General features: G+C 52.4%; 16 protein-coding genes. 3 read left to right on the plus strand and 13 right to left on the minus strand.

Going from position 1 to position 18607, the window contains the following annotated elements:
• Positions 1-35 precede the first annotated feature (35 nt).
• The 3 genes from IEX98_RS24620 to IEX98_RS24630 form a co-directional block, all read right to left on the minus strand.
• Positions 36-1697 carry an extracellular solute-binding protein gene (locus IEX98_RS24620; protein ID WP_188892350.1) on the minus strand — a complete coding sequence of 554 codons (1662 nt, stop codon included), beginning with the start codon at positions 1695-1697 and terminating at the stop codon, positions 36-38.
• 81 nt (positions 1698-1778) lie between these two features.
• The gene (locus IEX98_RS24625; RefSeq protein ID WP_188892351.1) at positions 1779-2666 is read right to left on the minus strand and encodes a carbohydrate ABC transporter permease; all 888 of its coding nucleotides are present in this window, start codon (positions 2664-2666) and stop codon (positions 1779-1781) included.
• Between the two features lie 19 nt (positions 2667-2685).
• Positions 2686-3660, minus strand: coding sequence for an ABC transporter permease (locus tag IEX98_RS24630; RefSeq protein WP_188892352.1), 975 nt, complete (start codon positions 3658-3660; stop codon positions 2686-2688).
• Positions 3661-3915: 255 nt separating this feature from the next.
• Here IEX98_RS24630 and IEX98_RS24635 point away from each other — a divergent pair, with 255 nt between their 5' ends.
• Complete coding sequence (locus IEX98_RS24635; protein WP_188892353.1) at positions 3916-4674, plus strand: SDR family NAD(P)-dependent oxidoreductase; 759 nt, start codon at positions 3916-3918, stop codon at positions 4672-4674.
• 148 nt (positions 4675-4822) lie between these two features.
• Here the strand turns inward: IEX98_RS24635 and IEX98_RS24640 are convergent, their stop codons facing one another.
• Positions 4823-5695, minus strand: a complete 873-nt coding sequence (locus IEX98_RS24640) for an AraC family transcriptional regulator (RefSeq protein ID WP_188892354.1) — start codon at positions 5693-5695, stop codon at positions 4823-4825.
• Between the two features lie 167 nt (positions 5696-5862).
• Here IEX98_RS24640 and IEX98_RS24645 point away from each other — a divergent pair, with 167 nt between their 5' ends.
• Both IEX98_RS24645 and IEX98_RS24650 read left to right on the plus strand, forming a co-directional pair.
• A complete protein-coding gene (locus IEX98_RS24645) occupies positions 5863-6954 on the plus strand; it encodes a Gfo/Idh/MocA family protein (RefSeq protein WP_188892355.1) in 1092 nt (363 codons plus the stop codon).
• 1 nt (position 6955) lies between these two features.
• Positions 6956-7792: a sugar phosphate isomerase/epimerase family protein gene (locus IEX98_RS24650; protein WP_188892356.1), complete on the plus strand. Its 837-nt coding sequence runs from the start codon at positions 6956-6958 to the stop codon at positions 7790-7792.
• Between the two features lie 36 nt (positions 7793-7828).
• Here IEX98_RS24650 and IEX98_RS24655 read toward each other — a convergent pair whose 3' ends face one another.
• From IEX98_RS24655 to IEX98_RS29300, 9 genes are all read right to left on the minus strand, one after another.
• Positions 7829-8128, minus strand: coding sequence for a hypothetical protein (locus IEX98_RS24655; protein WP_188892357.1), 300 nt, complete (start codon positions 8126-8128; stop codon positions 7829-7831).
• 122 nt (positions 8129-8250) lie between these two features.
• Positions 8251-8643 carry an RDD family protein gene (locus IEX98_RS24660; RefSeq protein WP_188892358.1) on the minus strand — a complete coding sequence of 131 codons (393 nt, stop codon included), beginning with the start codon at positions 8641-8643 and terminating at the stop codon, positions 8251-8253.
• A gap of 25 nt (positions 8644-8668) precedes the next feature.
• Positions 8669-9028 carry a YrdB family protein gene (locus IEX98_RS24665; RefSeq protein WP_188892359.1) on the minus strand — a complete coding sequence of 120 codons (360 nt, stop codon included), beginning with the start codon at positions 9026-9028 and terminating at the stop codon, positions 8669-8671.
• A gap of 153 nt (positions 9029-9181) precedes the next feature.
• Positions 9182-9520 (minus strand): hypothetical protein, encoded by a 339-nt coding sequence (locus tag IEX98_RS24670; RefSeq protein ID WP_188892360.1) that lies wholly within the window; start codon positions 9518-9520, stop codon positions 9182-9184.
• A gap of 195 nt (positions 9521-9715) precedes the next feature.
• Positions 9716-11377 carry a glutamine--tRNA ligase/YqeY domain fusion protein gene (locus tag IEX98_RS24675; RefSeq protein WP_188892368.1) on the minus strand — a complete coding sequence of 554 codons (1662 nt, stop codon included), beginning with the start codon at positions 11375-11377 and terminating at the stop codon, positions 9716-9718.
• A 140-nt stretch (positions 11378-11517) separates the two neighbouring features.
• Positions 11518-13674, minus strand: a complete 2157-nt coding sequence (locus IEX98_RS24680) for a tetratricopeptide repeat-containing glycosyltransferase family 2 protein (protein ID WP_188892361.1) — start codon at positions 13672-13674, stop codon at positions 11518-11520.
• Between the two features lie 3 nt (positions 13675-13677).
• Positions 13678-15198, minus strand: a complete 1521-nt coding sequence (locus tag IEX98_RS24685; RefSeq protein WP_229692372.1) for a tetratricopeptide repeat-containing glycosyltransferase family 2 protein — start codon at positions 15196-15198, stop codon at positions 13678-13680.
• A complete protein-coding gene (locus IEX98_RS24690; RefSeq protein ID WP_188892363.1) occupies positions 15161-17236 on the minus strand; it encodes a tetratricopeptide repeat-containing glycosyltransferase family 2 protein in 2076 nt (691 codons plus the stop codon). Before IEX98_RS24690 ends, IEX98_RS24685 begins: the two co-directional genes overlap by 38 nt.
• A 15-nt stretch (positions 17237-17251) precedes the next feature.
• Positions 17252-18607: DUF6385 domain-containing protein (locus tag IEX98_RS29300; RefSeq protein ID WP_229692370.1), on the minus strand; the 1356-nt coding region annotated here is incomplete at its 5' end.

The following is an 18607-nucleotide window of genomic DNA, read 5'->3' on the forward strand; positions in this document are numbered from 1 at the left end:
GCAGGGCCTGCCCTCTCGCGAGGGCGATTGCCCGATTATTCCGCAGCGCCGTTAAGCTTCGCTACATTTTCCTCATATTTCTTCTGTTTGTACGCTTGTACCTCTTTGAATCCGAGGGAATCGCGTTTTTTCAGGAAGTCATTCCATACTTTATCAAAGTCCGCTTCTGATTTCGAAAGCAGCAGCTTCGGAAGCACTTTGCCGAATTCCTGATCAATCTTGGTGTTCTTAATCCCCTCTGGCGAAGTGCCAGTCGGGTTGATCTGGTCAAATTCCGAAAGACTTACCGTCTTGCCGAACGTCCAATCCTCCAATTGCTTGAAAGGCTCAACTGCCGGCGGGCTCCAGATTGGCGTCAGGTTCGTGTCCATCATCATCCAGAACGTATGGGAAGCGCCATACTTCTTGTCGAATGCGCCGCGATCCTTATTCATCAGCTCAAGCGCTTCTGGAAGAAATTGATCTTTGCCGTCAATGTTGTCCCACGTTTCGCCTTGCTTGCCGAAGAACAGGTCATGCTGGCCTTCTTCAGAGATCAGGTAGTCCAGGAAACGAATGGCGCGAGCTTTGTCCTTCACATCTTTGGAGATGAGCGTGACTGTCCATCCGGAAATCGATGGGCCAGCAAGCGTTGGCTGATCCAAATTCGCATTGGCTGGACCGTCTACAGCAATGTAGATCGACTCTGGGTCATTGGCAAACAGCGCGTTTTGCTGATTAGCCAAATCTGTTCTTGCATACAGCATGGCAAAGTAACGGCCTTGTGCGATTTTCTCTTCCATTTGCGGGCGTTTGTCGATAAAGATATCTTTTGCCAGCAAACCGTTTTCGTTCGCTTGACGCATCGTCTTCAGCCATTTCACATATTCCGGATCGGTATTCCGGTCATACAACTGGCCGTCCTTCTCGTAAGGAATAGCAAGGAAGTTTTGAATATAGTGCTGCAGGGCAGCATTGCCCGTATCGTTGAAATCATACATGCCCAGCGGGATAAGCGGCTGGCCGTTCACGTTCGGGAACATTTTTTTTGCATCATCCAGCGCTTTCAGAAAGCCCTCTGGCGTACGCATATCCGGTTTGCCAAGCGCCTCATACATGTCTTTGCGTACCAGGAAGGTTTGCGAGGACGCAATGTTGTCGCCGAATTTCTCATAGTCTTTAGGTGACGAAGAAGAGTTCGGATAACCGTATACATTGCCGTTCTCTTGCTTGTACCACGAAAGCTTCGCAGGATCGGTTACTTTATAGAAGTACGGGTCATACTTGTCGGCAAGCTCGTTGAGCGGAAGCACCAAGTCGCCTTCGATCATTTTCTTAACCGCATCTTCATACCAGCCCAGCGTAATAAAATCAGGTAGGCTGCCGGAAGCCATCATCGTATTCATCTTCTCCGCTTCATTGCCTGCCGGCACGATGAAGTTGATGTTTACGCCTGTTTTCTCCGTAATATATTTCGAGGTGGAGTCTACACCCCATTTGTTAGGAAACCATGAAAAGTTAATATACCAGTCAAACGTAATCGGGCTTTTGTCCACTTCCCAGCCTTTATCATCCTGGGTGAGCTTCACCGTCTCGGCGTTAGAGCCGCCCTCTTGCTTGTCCGTGTTTTTGCTGCCCGAAGAACAGGCGGCTGTAAACACGAGAACCGCAGCGACCATCAGCATCAACATGTTTTTAAGCGTATGCTTCTTGTTCATCTGTTTGTCTTCCCCTTCTCTCTAAGAATGAGTATATGCAATCTGTTGCTCTATTCATAGAGCCGCAGGTATTGCCTTAGGTTAGCCTTTAATCGAACCGATCATCATCCCTTTAACGAAGTACTTCTGCAGGAACGGATAGACAAGGACGATTGGAAGTGTCGTGACGACCATCGTAGCCAGCTTGATCGACTGCGAAGTGACCGATTTGCCGATGCCGCCCGGAATAGCCGCAAGCATCTGGTTCGAGCTGGATTGGGCCACGACGCGGTACAGATACGTCTGAATCGGCTGCAGGTCCATATTGTTCATATAGATCACGCCGGCGAAGTAGTCATTCCACTGATAGACCCCATGGAACAACGCAATCGTCGCGATAACCGGCATTGACACGGGCAGAATAACCTTGAGAAAGATCGACCAGTCGTTGGCTCCATCGATCTTAGCCGCTTCCTCCAGCCCGTCAGGAATATCCCGGAAGAAGGTCATGAAGATGATCAGATCGAAGAAGCTGAACATCGCTGGAATGATATACACGAGAAAATTGTCCAGCAAGTGCAAATCCCTCATCAACAGGTAGATAGGGATCAGGCCGCCTCCGAAGAACAGCGTCACCGTACCGAATAAGATGTAAATTTTGCCGCCAATCAAGCCTTTGCGGGAAAACGCGTAAGCGACCATAGCGGTGAAAAAGACGTGAAGCACGGTGCCGAGCAGCGTCTTGGCAATCGTAATGCCCATAGCGCCCATAATGCCGCTGCTCTGGAATACAGCTGTGAAGCTCTCGAAGCTGAATACCCGCGGCCACCAGTAGATGCCGCCGCGCATGCCGTCCTGGCCTTCGTTGAAGGCGTTCACCAGCACGTACCAGATCGGGTACATGGTGGCGAAACAGATCAGCAGCATGCCGAAATTATTGAAGAGGTCGAATAATGCTTCTCCCTTTGTTTTGCGCTTAATACTAAACATGGTCAAACGACCTCCTTTTCTAGAACAGCGATGTATCATTCATTTTTTTCGTGACACGGTTGGCAAGCAGAAGCAAGATCAAAGCAATCGCGGATTTGAACAATCCCACTGCCGTTGCATAGGAGTAACGTCCTTGCTGCATCCCCGTCTGAAACACATAAATATCGATGACGTTGCTCGCGCTCTCGTTAAGCGAGTTGCGAAGCACGAGAATTTGGTCAAAGTTGGAGTTCAGCACGCCGCTCACAGCCAGAATGAACAAAATGGAGATCGTTGCCTTAATGCTCGGAAGCGTTACGTACCACATTTTCTGAAAACGGCCTGCGCCGTCGATCGTCGCCGCTTCATAAAGCTCCGGCGATACGCTGGCGATAGCCGCCAAATAAATGATTGCCGACCAGCCGAGCTCCTTCCAAATGTCGGAGGTAATAATAATGCTCCAGAAGTAGCTAGGTTCCGCCAAATAAGAAATCGGCTCCTTGATGAGATGAAGCGCCATCAGCACATTGTTGATGATCCCGACATCGGCAAGCCAAGTTGTCAGAATGCCGCCGAGGATTACCCACGACAAAAAGTGAGGCAGATAGGAAATCGTCTGAATCGCCTTCTTGAAGCCAACGGAACGGACTTCATTCAGAAACAAAGCAAATATGATAGGCAGCGGGAATCCGATCGCCAGTTTAATGAGACTAATGCCAAGCGTATTTCGCATGACATCCATAAAGCTCTCATCTTGGAAAAAGTCTTTGAAATGCGTGAAGCCTACCCAAGGTGCTTCGCTTATGGATTTAACGATGTTGAACTCTTTAAATGCGATAATTACGCCATACATTGGAACGTAGTTGAAAATAATCATCCATGCGACGCCAAGGAGGGCCATAATTTGAATATGCCTTTGGCTGTACAGCCGCTTGAACCATTTCCTTCTTTCCGCCTTCGTATCCCGGTCAGTCAAGGAAACGGGCGCCGGATTAAGTTGTGTCTTCAAAATCATTACCTCCACGCTGTTGTGAATCAAAATGAAAGCCTTTGCAATCTCTATACTTTTATTGTAGATTGTCCCCTCTTGGGCGGTAAGGCTTGAGATTTCGTATTGAGGGCATCATTTTTCGGATTTAGGGGTGAAAGCGGGAAAAGGCAGTAAACGAGGGGCGGATCACAGCTCATAGGAGCTGGACGCAACAGCCAAATGATACAGCCTATGGTAAACTATTGAACAAAGCGAAACAGAGGAAGGGAAGGTACATCGATGCCTGATTTCAGCATTCAAGGAAAAATCGCCATCGTAACCGGTGCCAGTAAAGGCATTGGCTTCGGATTGGCTAAAGCGATGGCCGCTGTGGGAGCCATTGTGGCGGTAACGGCACGCCGGAAGGAATCGCTTGACGCGTTGGTTGAAGAAATTGCCGCTGCAGGCGGCGAGGCGAAAGCCTATGAGCTGGACGTGCGAAACATCAGCCAGATTCGCAGCGTGTTCGAGCAAGTAGCACAGCACTTCGGACGGCTCGATATACTGGTGAACAATGCGGGGCTAGGCGAAGGCATGCTGGCAGAGGATGTGACGGAGGAATACTGGGACGATATGCTTGACGTCAACTTGAAGGGCGTATTTTTCTGCTGCCAGGCAGCCGGACGTATCATGCTGGCGCAAGGCAGCGGAAAAATCGTCAATGTCAGCTCGCAAGTGAGCATCGTCGGCATTCCGGAGGGTGTCGCCTATTGCGCCTCCAAAGGCGGCGTCAATCAGTTGACGAAGGTGCTCGCGCTGGAATGGTCCAGCAGAGGCGTTAATATCAACGCGGTTGGACCCACCTTTATTTATACGCCAGGCACAGCTGAAAAGCTGGATGAGATAGCATTCAGAGATGGAGTATTGGCCCGGATTCCTGCGGGTCGCATCGGTTCAATCGACGATGTGGCAGGTGCAGTTATCTATCTGGCTTCTCCGGCCTCCAATCTTGTCACCGGCACGCTTCTGGTCGTGGATGGCGGCTGGACCGCTCAATAGAGCGGATTGCTTATTGCATCCCTATAATTAGAAGAAGGACCCCGCTGCCCATTATCGATAGAAGCGAGGTCCTTTTTTAGTCCGTTCCGTTTAAGCATGAACAATGGAGACTCGTTTCTAGGATGAACCTTTTCGCCGGGATCATCGATTAGGGTACGAACTCGCCCACCGGCTTCTGCTTGCGGTAATCCTTGGGTACGACGCCTTTCTTCTCATGAAAGATACGGGAGAAGGTTTTGTAGGAGCCGTAACCGACCTCAAGCGCGATCTCCGCAACGCTCATATCCGTCGATACGAGCAAACCGCAAGCATGGCGGAGCCTCAGATCATGCAGCAGATGGACAAAATTTTGTCCCGTCGTTTCTTTAATCACTTCACTGATGCGGGAGACGCTCATTGCGAATGCGGCTGACAAATCAGAAAGCGTCAGATCATCCTGATAGTTCGCATGAATGTAGGAAATAATCGGCCAGACGTTTTTGCGCTGGGTAGGTTTAATGGGAATAGTTGCCTGCGCGGCTTCGAGACGCAGCCGGTCAAAGGCAATTAGTATTTCCTTCAGTTTGACTTGCAGCATCGTTTTCCGCCAAGGCTCGTTTCCGCTATACTCCCGGAACAATTCCTCGATTAGCCCTAGCATCCGCGCATTCTGTTCTCCGCTCAGCTGCAAGAACGATGGCAGTTCGAACGCGTCGATCAGACCGAGCAGTCCATCTTCCTTGGCCGATTCCATCAGCAAATCCATACTGAACATACAATTATAGAGCATGAGCGATTCACCAGGATCGGTGAACAGCTGATGTACCTGATAGGGTAAGACGAAGGTAAACGTGCCGGGCTTCATTACATGCTGATCTCCGTTCACCCGTTCCGCACCGCTTCCGGATATGACATAAGAAAACTCCAAAAAATCATGTTTATGCGGACGAAAGCCGTTATCCAGGCGGTTCAGGCTAATATGAAGCGGAGATGAGGTATGCATATTTGGATACGTTTTCAAATAGTCGGGAAAATAAGTCACAGTTTGGAGCCTCCTCCGAAAAATAGAGACTTTTATCGAAAAACAAGCATTCTTTCTCGTACCGTTTATTTTACCATAGAGAGCGTAAGCGGAACGATAAGGATTGAAACCATACAACTGCTGCATACGCTTCATGCGAATGCATACTTCATTGGAGGATGAGCCCTATGAGCAATAAAGGAAAAATCAGAATCGGCATTATCGGCGCCGGCAACATTGGCAGCGTCCATGCGACTGAATTCTCAAAACTGGCAGAACAATGTGAAATCGCCGCTATTACCGATGCGTACTTGCCGCTCGCGCAAGAACGGGCAAAGCAGTTCTCTATTCCCGTCGTAGCAGCATCACCGGAAGAACTGATCGCTCGCGATGATATCGATGCCGTCATTATCGGTGTACCGAATCAGTTCCACGCCCCGCTCGCGGTACAGGCTATCGAATCAGGCAAGCATGTCCTGCTGGAAAAGCCGATGGGCATTAACAGCGAAGCGGCCCGCAGCATTTTGCGCGCCAGCGAGGCTTCAGATAAGGTTGTGATGGTCGCTCATCAAATGCGCTGGGAGTCCATTCCGATGCAAATTAAGGAGCAGATCGACCGCGGCGAGCTGGGACGGATTTATACGGCCAAAACTGGCTGGTACCGCCGTAAAGGCATTCCAGGCTGGGGTACTTGGTTCACTCGCATGGACCAATCGGGCGGCGGTCCGCTAATCGATATTGGTGTTCATATGCTCGATCTTGCGCTTTACTTGATGGGCAATCCAAAGCCGGTATCCGTCTACGGCTCCACTTATGCGGAGTTTGGTCCTAACCGGAAAGGCATCGGCACTTGGGGCAAACCGAACTGGGAAGGGGAGTATGACGTAGAGGATTTGGCTACATCGCTCATCAAGATGGAAGACGGCAGCACGCTGTCGCTCGAAGTAAGCTGGGCGGTTCATATGGACACGGACAATACGCCGTTTATCCACTTAATGGGCAGCGAGGGCGGCGCCTCCTATCGAGGTGATAAAGGCAAGCTGCTGACGGAGAAGTTCGACCGGGCAATCGATACCGATATCATCAAACAGGATAATGATGAAGGAGAACGGCTGCGTCTGAGCCGTCATTTCCTGGACTGCATCCGCGAGGGCAAGCAGCCGATTACATCTGCATTGACGGGCTATACCAACAATCTGATTCTGGACGCGATTTACGAATCTTCGCGGACAGGCAGCGAAGTCAAGCTGGACTGGTCCAGCCAAGGAGGAGGCAACTAATATGCTTAGAGGATTATCTCATGCCGGGCTCGGCAATTTGCAAAGTGACGAGCAGTTAATCGAGCTCGCTTCACGCTATGGCTTTCAAGCGGTTGACATCGATGCGGGCGGTCTCATCGCACGCCACGGCTTGGAGCAAGCACGCGCGCAGCTGGAAGAAAAGGGCATCGTCATCGGCTCCATCGGCTTGCCCGTCGAATGGCGGACGACGGAAGAAGAGTTCCGCTCCAGCCTGAAGCATCTTGCGCCGGCTGCGGAAGCAGCCGCAGCGCTTGGCTGCACGAGCTGCTGCACCTATGTGCTTCCGTCAACGGATCAGAACGCTGCCCACTTCATGGCGCTGGCAACGCGGCGTCTCCGGCTATGCGCGCAAATTCTTGGCGCGTATGGCATCCGGCTTGGACTCGAATTCGTTGGTCCGCATCATCTGCGCACCAACTGGGCCAATCCGTTCATCTGGACACTCGCCGAAACGCTCGACTGGATCGACACCATTGGCGAGAGCAACGTCGGCTTGCTATTCGACTCGTTCCATTGGTACACAAATGAGCACAGCATTGCGGACATCGAGGCGCTCCGTCCGGAGCAGATCGTCCACGTGCACATTAACGACGCGCCAGCTGTACCTGTTGCGGAAGTGCTGGACAACGGCCGCCTCTATCCGGGCGAAGGCGTCATCGATCTCGCAGGCTTCCTAGCCGCGCTGAATCGAATCGGCTACAAAGGCGCGGTCACGCAGGAGATTCTGGCCGCGGAAGCGCCGCAAGGATCGCCGGAGGAGCTCGTGCAGCGCTCTAAAGCCGGCTTCGACAAAGTGTACGCAGCGGCGGGGATTTAGGCTTCCCGTGCGGCACTTATCAAACCAGGCCAGCCTTTAGCATTTTGTCCGCTCTGTCGGCTCAATCGCCACGAAAACTCCAACCACACATTTAAAGTAGCAAGTGAAATAACCACACTGTGTGCCTTCTGGCACCGGTGCGATGTCACACGCCAGCGGTCCTGAATTAGGCGGAAATGGGCTGGCTACTGCTATCAAAATGTAAAAGTGCAGTTGAATTAGCGAAAAATGGCCGATTTCCACCTTCAAAATGTAAAAGTGCAGGTGGAATCGGCTGTTATCGGCCTTTTGCAGCGAAATGAGCAATTCAAAATGTATTTTTACATTTTGAGACACCAAAACACCCTCTTTTCGCACTATCAAAATGCACTTTTGCATTTTGTTTGCACACAAAAGAACGCCGCCACGCCTCTCAGCGTTGGCGGCGTTCTTTTCTAAGTGGGGATACACACCACACGCTAATCGGCGTAAACAACCTCGGTGCCAGCAATAAAGTCATGAATGGCGCGTTTATCTTCCCGCAATCCGACCATAAAGGCGCTAACGATAGCACAAATGCCAAAAGTAACACCATAGACAAGCCCTCCAACCAATTGCCTCAGCAGCATCGTGCCGATCGTCGGAGCGGAGCCGTCTAGCTTACGGATCTGCACGCCACAAGCCTTTTTGCCAATGGTGAAGCCATTCCAAAAAACAGGAAGCAGCAACGAATAAAGAAAACCAATAAGATTCGCGAGATTTTCACCGCCTGTTCGGCCCAGCAAAGCCATAGTAAGCAAGCCAAGCGGCAGACCGATAATCAAACCGTCCAACAAAGCCGCGCCAAGTCGAATCCAGAAACCTGCATTCATCCTATTCCTCCTCTATCATTATCCGTCATTTTTTTGCCCGCACCGGCCAATCTTGAATATCCCAAATGGCGATGCACGTACGATTCACCACCTGCACAATGCCGAAAAAAATAGCAAAGCCATGATAGCCCAAATCATAATAACAAACAAAAGCAGCGCCCATTAAAGCGAATTCGATTAGAAGACGCCAAGCAAGATCCAACTTAACTGTTCGCTTTGGCGATAACAGTTTGCCCCATACAAAAGCCGCCACCGCGGGAAGTCCCAGTCCAGCAACGATCTGCAGCAGCACACTCCCCTCAATCTGGAATCCCCAATAGGCCAAGCCGATAAACAACACCAGCTCCAGCACAAAGCGAACCGATAATTGAAACGCAGCAAACATCGGCTTCTCTGACTCCCCTCATCAAACATAAGCGGCGCGTTCTATAGCCCATGCAGACCGCTCTCCCGAACAACTACCACTGTACAATCAGCTCGCTTTTTGCAGTGTAGTAATTGCTATTGCTATTCGGGCAAAATGGCTGGGCTGCTTTTACTATACGCCGCTGCCATCTCCCTTTATGACCGAAAAATCGATAAAGCTGCCGAACAATCCTATCGTATGAATCTCGTAAGTCCTATCGTCAGTCGTATAACGATCTCTGACTTTTAGTGTAAAGACTCCCGTTGTTACGCCTTTACTGCGCCATTCAATCGGTTCCCCGTCTTTCTTGCAAACCGTCAGCAGCATCGGATCATTCCAGCAGACGATCCCGTGTTTAGCAGCCAGCCACTTCTCATACTGACTATCCCCAGGTTTCGTTGCTATTAGGCACGCCCCCGCGAACAACAAACCAATAATACCCCACTTGAAAACGGTTCTGAAGTTTCCCATACGAACTACCTTCTGCAAATTCCCTCAAAATCCTTCTTTTTACAACAGAATCTGATTTATCAACCATGCGTCCAGCCGCAACCGGCAACAACATAGGGTAAAAAGGGCAACGGCATAGCAAAAAGGGCAACGGCATAACAAAAAACCTCCCGGCAATCAAGCCGGGAGGTGCTGTAAACGAATGTATACGAGCGATTATGCTTTTGATGGATCAAACGAGCTTTTCATCGATACGATCCGGTTGAACACAAGTTTGTCCCCCGTTGAATCCTTCGGATCAACATTGAAGTAGCCATGACGGAAGAATTGGAACTTCTCGCCGCCCGCAATTCCTTTCATGTTCGGCTCGACGAAGCCGCTTTGCACCACTTGGCTGTTCGGATTGATGCACTCGAGAAACGGCTTGTCTTCTTCTTCCGCTTCATTCGTAATGAGCGGCTCAAACAGACGGAAGTCGGCCGGCACTGCTTGCGAAGCTTCGACCCAGTGAATCGTTCCTTTTACTTTACGGGCATTAAAGCCGCTGCCGCTTTTCGTCTCTGGATCATAAGTGCAGCGCAGTTCAACTACATTGCCTGCCTCATCCTTGATCACTTCTTGGCACGTAATGAAGTAGGCATGCTTCAGGCGAACTTCGTTGCCAGGGAACAGACGGAAGTATTTAGCCGGCGGATTCTCCATAAAGTCATCTTGCTCAATATAGATCTCACGGGAAAACGGAATTTGGCGCTTGCCCATTTCTTCGTTCTCGGCATTGTTTTCCGCTTCAAGCAGCTCGGTTTGCCCTTCCGGATAGTTCGTAATGACAACCTTCAACGGCTGCAGCACAGCCATCGTACGAAGCGCCTTCAGCTTCAAGTCCTCACGGATAAAATGCTCCAGCATCCGCTCATCCACGATGCTGTATGCTTTGGCTACGCCAATCTCGCGGCAGAACGCCCGGATCGATTCCGGCGTAAAGCCTTTGCGGCGCAAACCGCTGATCGTCGGCATCCGCGGATCATCCCAGCCGTCGACTACATTCTCGTCGACAAGCAGCTTCAGCTTTCTTTTGCTCATCACCGTGTTAGTGACATTCAGGCGCGCAAACTCGTATTGATGCGGAACCGCGTCCATCTCGCACTCAGCGATAGCCCAGTCATAGAGCGGACGGTGGTCGGCAAATTCCAGCGTACAGATGGAATGCGTAATGCCTTCGATCGCATCGCTGATCGGGTGCGCATAATCGTACATCGGATAGATGCACCAAGCGTCTCCGGTCCGGTGATGATGCGCATGAGAAATGCGGTACAGCACAGGGTCGCGAAGGTTGATATTCGGCGAAGCCATATCGATTTTGGCGCGGAGCACCTTCGCCCCGTCCGGGAATTCACCTGCGCGCATCCGTGCGAACAGATCAAGATTCTCCTCTACGCTGCGGCTCCGGTACGGACTGTCTTGGCCAGGCTGCGTCAACGTACCGCGCGTTTCGCGCATTTGCTCAGCGCTCAGGTCACAGACGTAGGCTTTGCCTTTTTTGATCAACAGGACAGCACGATCGTACAGCTCCTCGAAATAATCAGAAGCAAAGCGGAGCTCCTCCCAATCAAAACCGAGCCAGCGAACATCCTCTTGAATCGACTCCACGTACTCTGTGTCTTCCTTAGCCGGATTCGTATCATCAAAGCGAAGGTTCGTTCTGCCCTTGAAATCATCGGCAAGCTCAAAGTTCAGACAGATCGATTTGGCATGTCCAATATGCAAGTAGCCGTTCGGTTCCGGAGGAAAGCGGGTTGCAATTTCCTGCACGCGGCCTTCCTTCAAATCTTCGGCGACGATGTTTTTAATAAAGTTAGAGGATGATGTCTTATTCTCCACTGTGTTTTCCACGGCGATCAACCTTTCCCACGAAAATATTATCTTCCTATCATACACAAAATCGCCGGAAATTACACGAATGATATGGCGAATTGCCGGACAGCACGAAATAGGAGGGGTACAAGTACCCTCCCTATTATTTAAAGACTGTATAGAGCAGAACTGATGCGAAGGAGCAATTCTCTCTCCGATATTAGCGGCGAAGGGCAGGTTAGCGGAGCAAGGGCTGCAGCGAGCTGCTCGTTCGCGTACGCTTTTAACCGCGGGGCTGAAGGCGGGGCGATACCCGCTTCCCCGGATAGGGATGGAATCGCCGCTCGTCGGGCATAAGCGGCGTAGGCAGCCGCGAGCCCGCTACCAGCGGCTCGCGCCAGCCATGGCCGCGGCCCGCTGGCTCGCGCGGCCGCAAACCGCTCCGCCGCGGCGGGCCAATCGCCCGCGGCTGCGGCAACAGCGCCCGCTGCGAGCAGCGCGGGCGCCGCAGGCACTGGCGCAGCGGCGCGAAGCAGCTGCGCCGCATAGGCGCTGCCGGGCGCGGACGCTTTCGCGCCCAGCAGCGCGCACCACTGCAGCGGCGGGAGCGAGTGCGCCGCCGCCGCTTCATGCGCAGGCGCGGCGGCGAGCAGCGCCTGCCACGCGGGCCAGGCGCGGACGTGCAGCAGCGTCCGCGCGAAAGCCGCCGGAGCCAGCCCGGCGGCAGAGGCAGCACGCTGTGCATCGCCAGCGTGCTCTGCTGTTCCCGCTTGATCGCTCTCCCTATCGTTACGCAGCCGCAGCGCAGCCAAATAGGCCTCTATCTGCCGCCGCTTCGGCTCATCAACAAGCTGCTGCGCATACTGCACCCAATGACCTCGACCTGCTTCCGTATCCCCTTGCTGTACGAGCAGCAAACCGTGCCAAAATGCCGCTCTATCGCCCAACTGATCTATTACTAGCAAACTGATATCAGCATCCAGTTCCAGGCCCGCATCTGCGAAACGCCACAGCCATTCTTCTATACCCAGCCCGCTCTCTCCGCTATCAAAGGTTCCCTGCTCCCGTCCAAGTTGTTGCTCCTCTCTTAACCGACGATGCAACAACCATTCTATCGCTTCCTTCCAATGCGGACGGAACTGCTCATTCAATGCTCCCAGCATAATCAGCCGTTCCCATGCCGGGCTGTAACCCGGATCGATGCGAAGTGCTTCTTTATAGCAATCGGCTGCTTCCCACCACCCGTATTGCCTCTCCGCTGCGAATCCTGCCGAGCAAAGCGTCCGATACGTGCCCGCTCCCGGTGCTGAAGTATAATGAATGGGTGCCGGTCCAACCGCTAACGCCCTGTCATACGCCTGCTTGGCCTCCTCCGAACGATCCTGCTCCAGCAGCGCTGCTGCTTGGGCTTCGTACAAATCCGGAAAATCTGCATACCCGAATACACGCCAGCCCTTCTCGGCCCAGTGCTCGGCATCCTGTAATCGGCCAGACACGCGAAGCGCGTGACTTAACTTCAAGAAAACATCAGAAGCGTACCCGCAATCTTGCGGGAGTTGCGCCGCTAATGGCTCCAGCCATGCAGCGGCGCTCTCCCATTCGCCATACGTAAAAAACTCCGTACCGCGGGCATAGCGAAGCATAGGATCTCCCGGATTTCTGTCTAATGCGGCTTCAATAATTCGCGCATTCCGTTCTCTTTTTCCCCGTTGGCGCAGCCGCTCCTCACGGTACCCTTCATGCAGCACCACAATGGGGGCTAGACCGATCGCATTCGCTCCAAAAGCGCTCTCTATCGCCGTCACAGACTCCTCATGAATAGCCCCTGTGAATCGGATACGCGGATCATTGCGAAACAACCGGCAAACCAGATCCTTCACTACATTCATCGGCCCCGCACGATCTTGAAGCACATCTATCGCCGCCGAGCCTATGCTGCTCACAAGTTGGACATAGTAGCCCTGCCTCGTTTCATCATGCAAAAGGCGGTGCCATTGCTCCATCGCCAACGGCTCCAGCCCTTCATCAGCGTCGAGCACCAGCAGCCACGGATGCACAGCATGAGCCAGAGCCACATTCCGGACTGCCGCGAAATCGTCAATCCATTCCGTTTGAATAAGCTTTGCCCCAAACTGTGCTGCGATTGCAGCCGTGCCATCCACCGATCCGGTATCCACAACGACAATTTCCGATATATAAGGCAAGGCGGAGCGAAGACATTGCGCTAGAAGTTCTTCCTCATCCCTTACAATCATGCACAACGAAATAGGCAGCTTGCCTAGCGGATGATCCATTTTATCCAGCTCCTCCTTGCCTCCATACATTCACTACCAGCCTTCATAAAAAGGCAATTGAATCCGAATAGCCGTTATCGCTCTTTGCTCCAATGCGGTTCTCCTGCTCTTCTGGAAAAGATCCAGCCTTGCATCCGCAAGGTCGCGCCAGCTTTTTGAGCTAACCCGCTGTTCTCTGGCCTCCCCGCCTTCTTGCTCGTTAGCAGCGGACAGCCTTTCTCCGAAAGGGAGCGCGCTATGATCTCCACTGCGAAATCGAACGAGGAGATCGGTTAGCGACTGCTTGAGGGTTGAATCCTTTTCCGTGGAAGCATGCCATTCCAGCCAGGATAACGCCGCTTGGCCGCAGCCGGAAGCGTTCATCACGCCCGCTACCTTCATGATCGACCGCTCGTCTGGACAATGCAGCTTGGAAACAAGAATAGCGCCTATCGCTGATGAGCGGCCGCTAGAGCGATAATAAGCGCATAGACGGAATAATGGCGGCAGCAGACTGGATTTCATCCTGAGCGCCAACACGTAGTAACGAATAACGGCCTGATCATCCTGCAGCGCTTCGCATAAACGTCCCAATAAATATGCCGTCCGAAAAGTACCCATCCCATCTTCCGTATGATACTGAGGCGGCGACACACCCAGCTCTATCGCCCGCTCCGCAGCGGCACGAGCTTCCGGCAGCTGCGCCAATTGGGCATGCGCTAGCGATTTGTAATGCCACATATCCGTATAAGTCGGAAAACGAACCGTAGCTTCCGTAGCGGAATCCGCAGCCTCCTGCCATCGGCCTAACAATTGCAGGCTTAACGCCTCGTATTTATTGACCAGATGCGCATAATTTAATAGTTCGAAATCGGGAGAATTGCGTACCAGTCGAAAAGCAGCCAAAGCCTCCTCCGGCTCCCCTACACGCAAATGCTCTACGCCAATGTTATAGCGATGAAAACTATTTTCCGGTTCCTCGGCAATAGCCAGCTTTAACAGCTCCATGTTGCGCTTGAGCTTTCCTTTCGATTCCACCACCTGATGCTTGTAGCCATAATGATGAATAATAGCATCCGTCAAATGAAATCTTGCACCTGGAAATTTCCGCAAAATCGACGGCGCAATCTGCTCGTGAATTCGTCCCTCGAAGCGGATAAACTTATCGTTGCGGAACATGCGAAGCACGGGATGGATCGTCGCTCCTTGCCCTTCGCCGTCCCCGACAATGTTCCAAATTTGCAGCAGCATCGCCGAGAGGCTTTTGTCCTTTATGAGATCGAGCAATTGCCCTTTCGTGGCCGCATCCAGCCGCTCATCGGCATCCAGAAAAAGAATCCATTCTCCCTTAGCCCGATCCAAACCCGCATTTCGCGCTTTTGCGAAGTCATGATCCCACTCATAGTGAACGATCACTGCCCCGTACCGAGCCGCAATCTCAGTCGTACGATCGGTCGAACCCGTATCTACGATAATAATTTCATCTGCAATGCCTTTTACGCTCTCCAGACAATCCGCCAAAAACGCTTCTTCATCCTTAACGATCATGCATAAGGAAATTAGCTTCCGACGCATCTCCACCTGCGCGCCTCCTTTGCAGTCCGTTCCAGTTCGTTAGCCAGCCAAGTGCTTCCGTCAGCCTCAATGCCTCCGTAATTCGTTCCCTGTCCTGCTCCGGCCAGCCGCCATCCCAGCTGCGGCCTCCACCGTACTCCTCAGGCTGAAGCGATTCCAGTGCCAGCTGCAAGCAGACCGATGCGACCCCTAACTGCGCACGATCAGCGATTGCCGATCCTTCAGCTTCAGCAGCCTGCTCCATGAGCGGCAGCGCTTCTTGAAACAGTCTTTTACGGTAAAGCAGCTCGCCTAAGCGGTAAGCCTGCTCCGCTCCCAGTCTGCCTTTTGCCCCATAGCTTTGAAGCATGAGCTCGGCCGATGCGGCCATATATCCGTTATCGTATAGGGACGTCTCAAAGGAAGCATCCAACCCGCGGAGACGCTTGACAAAACGCTGCGCCAACGGCAGCATGCCGTGCCCAATGGCCCGATCCATAAAAATACGCGCTGCCTCCAAGTTGCGGGCATTTGCAAGAGATGCGGGGTACCCACGCCTTTTTGACGTCAAAAGCAAATCGAGCTCTTTTGTCCATTCCAGCTGGGGTTTTCCCATAAGCAGATGAAGCTGGCTCCAGCCTTGAACCGGCATTCGCCGTTCCTCCGTCCAAAGGCAAAGCATCCAATCGACGACTGCAATCCCAAGCTCTTCTGAATAGGCCGGATTCTGCTGAACAACCAATTCCTCCAACAGCTGGCTTGCTTCAGAATATCGTTGAATACCGATAAGGCACTCGCTATACAGCACCTTATCCCGCACCGTCCACTCTTCATTAAGGACCGACTGCCATAAAAGCAAAGCATCCGAATAAGCGCCAATGCCGACCAGCACTCGAGCAACAAGTTTAGTCTGGCCAGGCTCCACCCACTCCCCTAACCGATCTGCCAGAGCGGAGTCCGGCACACCGTCTTCGTGAAGCCATAGAGCCATGCCCTTAAGGGCTGGCTCCCAGAGGGGAGCTTGCTCCAGCGCTATTTTCAAATGATAATTCGCTTCTGAACGGTGACCTAAACGCAAATAAATTTCTCCGAGTGCGGTATGTGCCCGGTAGCCGGATGATCCTGCCAAAGATACGTAACGGCCTGTTTCGCCAGCTGCAATTGCCGCTTTAAAGGCAGCTTCAGCATCTGAGAGCAGGTGGAGCGCAACGAGACTTTCACCATATAGCAAATGAAGCTCTGCATAATCCCTGTAGCCTAGCGTTTCACTTCGCAGCAACTGTCCCGCTTCATCCGCTTTACCGGTAGCAAGCAAAGTTTTGGCATAATCCCGAATGAGCGTCGGCCGATAAGGCGCCTTTACTGATGTCGATGCAAGGGACTGACGGAAAGCGTCAAGCGCTTCTGCAAGCTGGCCAGACTGGCATAATGCAACGGCGTAGTTGTATAGACAAAAAGGATCATCCGGCCGCTGGGACAGCTGCCTGGTAATGATCCGCAAGTTCCTTTCCGTTTTCTTTTTACGTTGAAGGACGGAAGGTTTATAACCATCGTGTAAAAGAATAAAGGAAGCAGTCAGCAGAGGGCCATCAACTTCCTTTGTTTCGTTAGTAAGCTGCTCATGTATTTCTCCCGTATATTTAAAACTTTGTCTGTTGCGGAATAATCGGACTGCTTCGCTCCGCACCACATTCTGATGATCCGTATCGTCAATTACATGCTCCATCGCAAGTTTAAATGCCGAAATAGATAAGGCTGCTTCTTCAAGCTCTTGCCGCAGAAGCAGCGCCTCTCCTCCTGACAGCCATTCATCTGCATCTAGTACCAATATCCATTGCGTGCTTGCCTCGTCAAGCAGTCTGTTTCGCACAGCTGCAAAATCGTCCTGCCATGGCACTTCGATTACTTTAGCGCCAAAGCCGGCGGCAATCGCCGCCGACTGATCCGTCGAACCCGTGTCAGCGACAATAATCTCATCCGCAATCCCTTGGACGCTGCTTAAGCAGCGCCCTAATACATCGGCCTCGTCTCTGACTATGACGTGAACGCCGAGAAGCATAGTCAAACCTCCCATCTAAGTTCCTTGACCATTGAAATACACATCAACCGTCGTCGGATTTCCTGAAGAGCTCGAGCGAGCGGATAACCTCGTATACTTCAAAAATCTCTGTGGAACAAGCACATCTACCGAACCAACCGCAATTCCTGTATCTGTCGATACATCGGTGTACCAGTTCGAGCCGTTAGCACTGATTTCAACAATCGCATCAGCGTTATTGCCGCCTGGTCCCCTGTTGTAGACATAAAAGGAATAAGTGCCGTAGTTGCTAGTTGTTACAGGCAGTATAGGGGTATAGGTGTTTGTTGTTACTATATTAGTCGTCGACTGTTCTTGGAAGCTCTTCTGTGAAATTGAGATCACACTGGTAAGCGTACCTGCTGTAATTGTTGCTCCGAGCAGTGCAGCTAACGTACCTGTCGTGATCGTCGCTCCTAACACGGCTGCCAGCGTACCCGTTGTTATCGTCGCTCCGAGCACAGCCGCCAGCGTACCTGTCGTGATTGTCGCTCCGAGCAGTGCTCCCAACGTTCCACCTGTGATTGTCGCTCCCGACACCGCTACCGTCCCTCCAGATATCGCGACTGTTCCTCCTAACAGAGCCACCGTGCCGCTTGATATGGCTACTGTTCCTCCTGTGATCGTTGCTCCAAGGATTGCAGTCAGAGTACCTGCGGTAATTGTTGCCCCTGACACGGCTGCCAACGTTCCTGTCGTGATCGTCGCTCCGAGCACGGCCGCCAACGTACCTGTCGTAATCGTTGCTCCAAGAATCGCAGTCAACGTACCCGCTGTGATCGTCGCTCCCGACACTGCTGCCAGCGTACCTGTTGTTATCGTTGCTCCGAGCAACGCTCCCAATGTTCCGCCTGTGATGGTCGCTCCCGACACTGCTACCGTTCCCCCAGAAATTGCTACTGTTCCTCCGGACAGAGCCACTGTGCCACTTGATATGGCTACTGTTCCTCCCGTGATCGTTGCTCCAAGGATTGCAGTCAGGGTACCTGCTGTGATTGTTGCTCCTGACACTGCTGCCAACGTACCCGTTGTAATCGTTGCTCCGAGCACGGCAGCCAGCGTACCTGTCGTGATCGTCGCCCCTAGCAACGCTCCCAATGTTCCGCCTGTGATTGTTGCTCCGGAGACTGCTACTGTTCCTCCAGATATCGCCACTGTTCCGCCTGACAGGGCCACCGTGCCACTTGATATGGCTACTGTTCCTCCCGTGATCGTTGCTCCGAGAATCGCAGTAAGTGTACCTGCGGTAATTGTTGCTCCTGACACTGCTGCCAGCGTACCCGTGGTGATCGTTGCCCCGAGCACAGCCGCCAGTGTACCCGTGGTGATCGTTGCCCCGAGCACAGCCGCCAG

This window comes from Paenibacillus radicis (ex Gao et al. 2016), from assembly GCF_014641555.1.
Taxonomy (GTDB): Bacteria; Bacillota; Bacilli; order Paenibacillales; family Paenibacillaceae; genus Pristimantibacillus; species Pristimantibacillus radicis.

Coding starts and splice junctions, on each gene's coding strand:
- IEX98_RS24620 (WP_188892350.1), bottom strand. CDS start 1,697: ATGAACAAGAAGCATACGCTTAAAAACATGTTGATGCTGATGGTCGCT.
- IEX98_RS24625 (WP_188892351.1), bottom strand. CDS start 2,666: ATGTTTAGTATTAAGCGCAAAACAAAGGGAGAAGCATTATTCGACCTC.
- IEX98_RS24630 (WP_188892352.1), bottom strand. CDS start 3,660: ATGATTTTGAAGACACAACTTAATCCGGCGCCCGTTTCCTTGACTGAC.
- IEX98_RS24635 (WP_188892353.1), top strand. CDS start 3,916: ATGCCTGATTTCAGCATTCAAGGAAAAATCGCCATCGTAACCGGTGCC.
- IEX98_RS24645 (WP_188892355.1), top strand. CDS start 5,863: ATGAGCAATAAAGGAAAAATCAGAATCGGCATTATCGGCGCCGGCAAC.
- IEX98_RS24650 (WP_188892356.1), top strand. CDS start 6,956: ATGCTTAGAGGATTATCTCATGCCGGGCTCGGCAATTTGCAAAGTGAC.
- IEX98_RS24660 (WP_188892358.1), bottom strand. CDS start 8,643: ATGAATGCAGGTTTCTGGATTCGACTTGGCGCGGCTTTGTTGGACGGT.
- IEX98_RS24665 (WP_188892359.1), bottom strand. CDS start 9,028: ATGTTTGCTGCGTTTCAATTATCGGTTCGCTTTGTGCTGGAGCTGGTG.
- IEX98_RS24670 (WP_188892360.1), bottom strand. CDS start 9,520: ATGGGAAACTTCAGAACCGTTTTCAAGTGGGGTATTATTGGTTTGTTG.
- IEX98_RS24680 (WP_188892361.1), bottom strand. CDS start 13,674: ATGTATGGAGGCAAGGAGGAGCTGGATAAAATGGATCATCCGCTAGGC.
- IEX98_RS24685 (WP_229692372.1), bottom strand. CDS start 15,198: ATGCGTCGGAAGCTAATTTCCTTATGCATGATCGTTAAGGATGAAGAA.
- IEX98_RS24690 (WP_188892363.1), bottom strand. CDS start 17,236: ATGCTTCTCGGCGTTCACGTCATAGTCAGAGACGAGGCCGATGTATTA.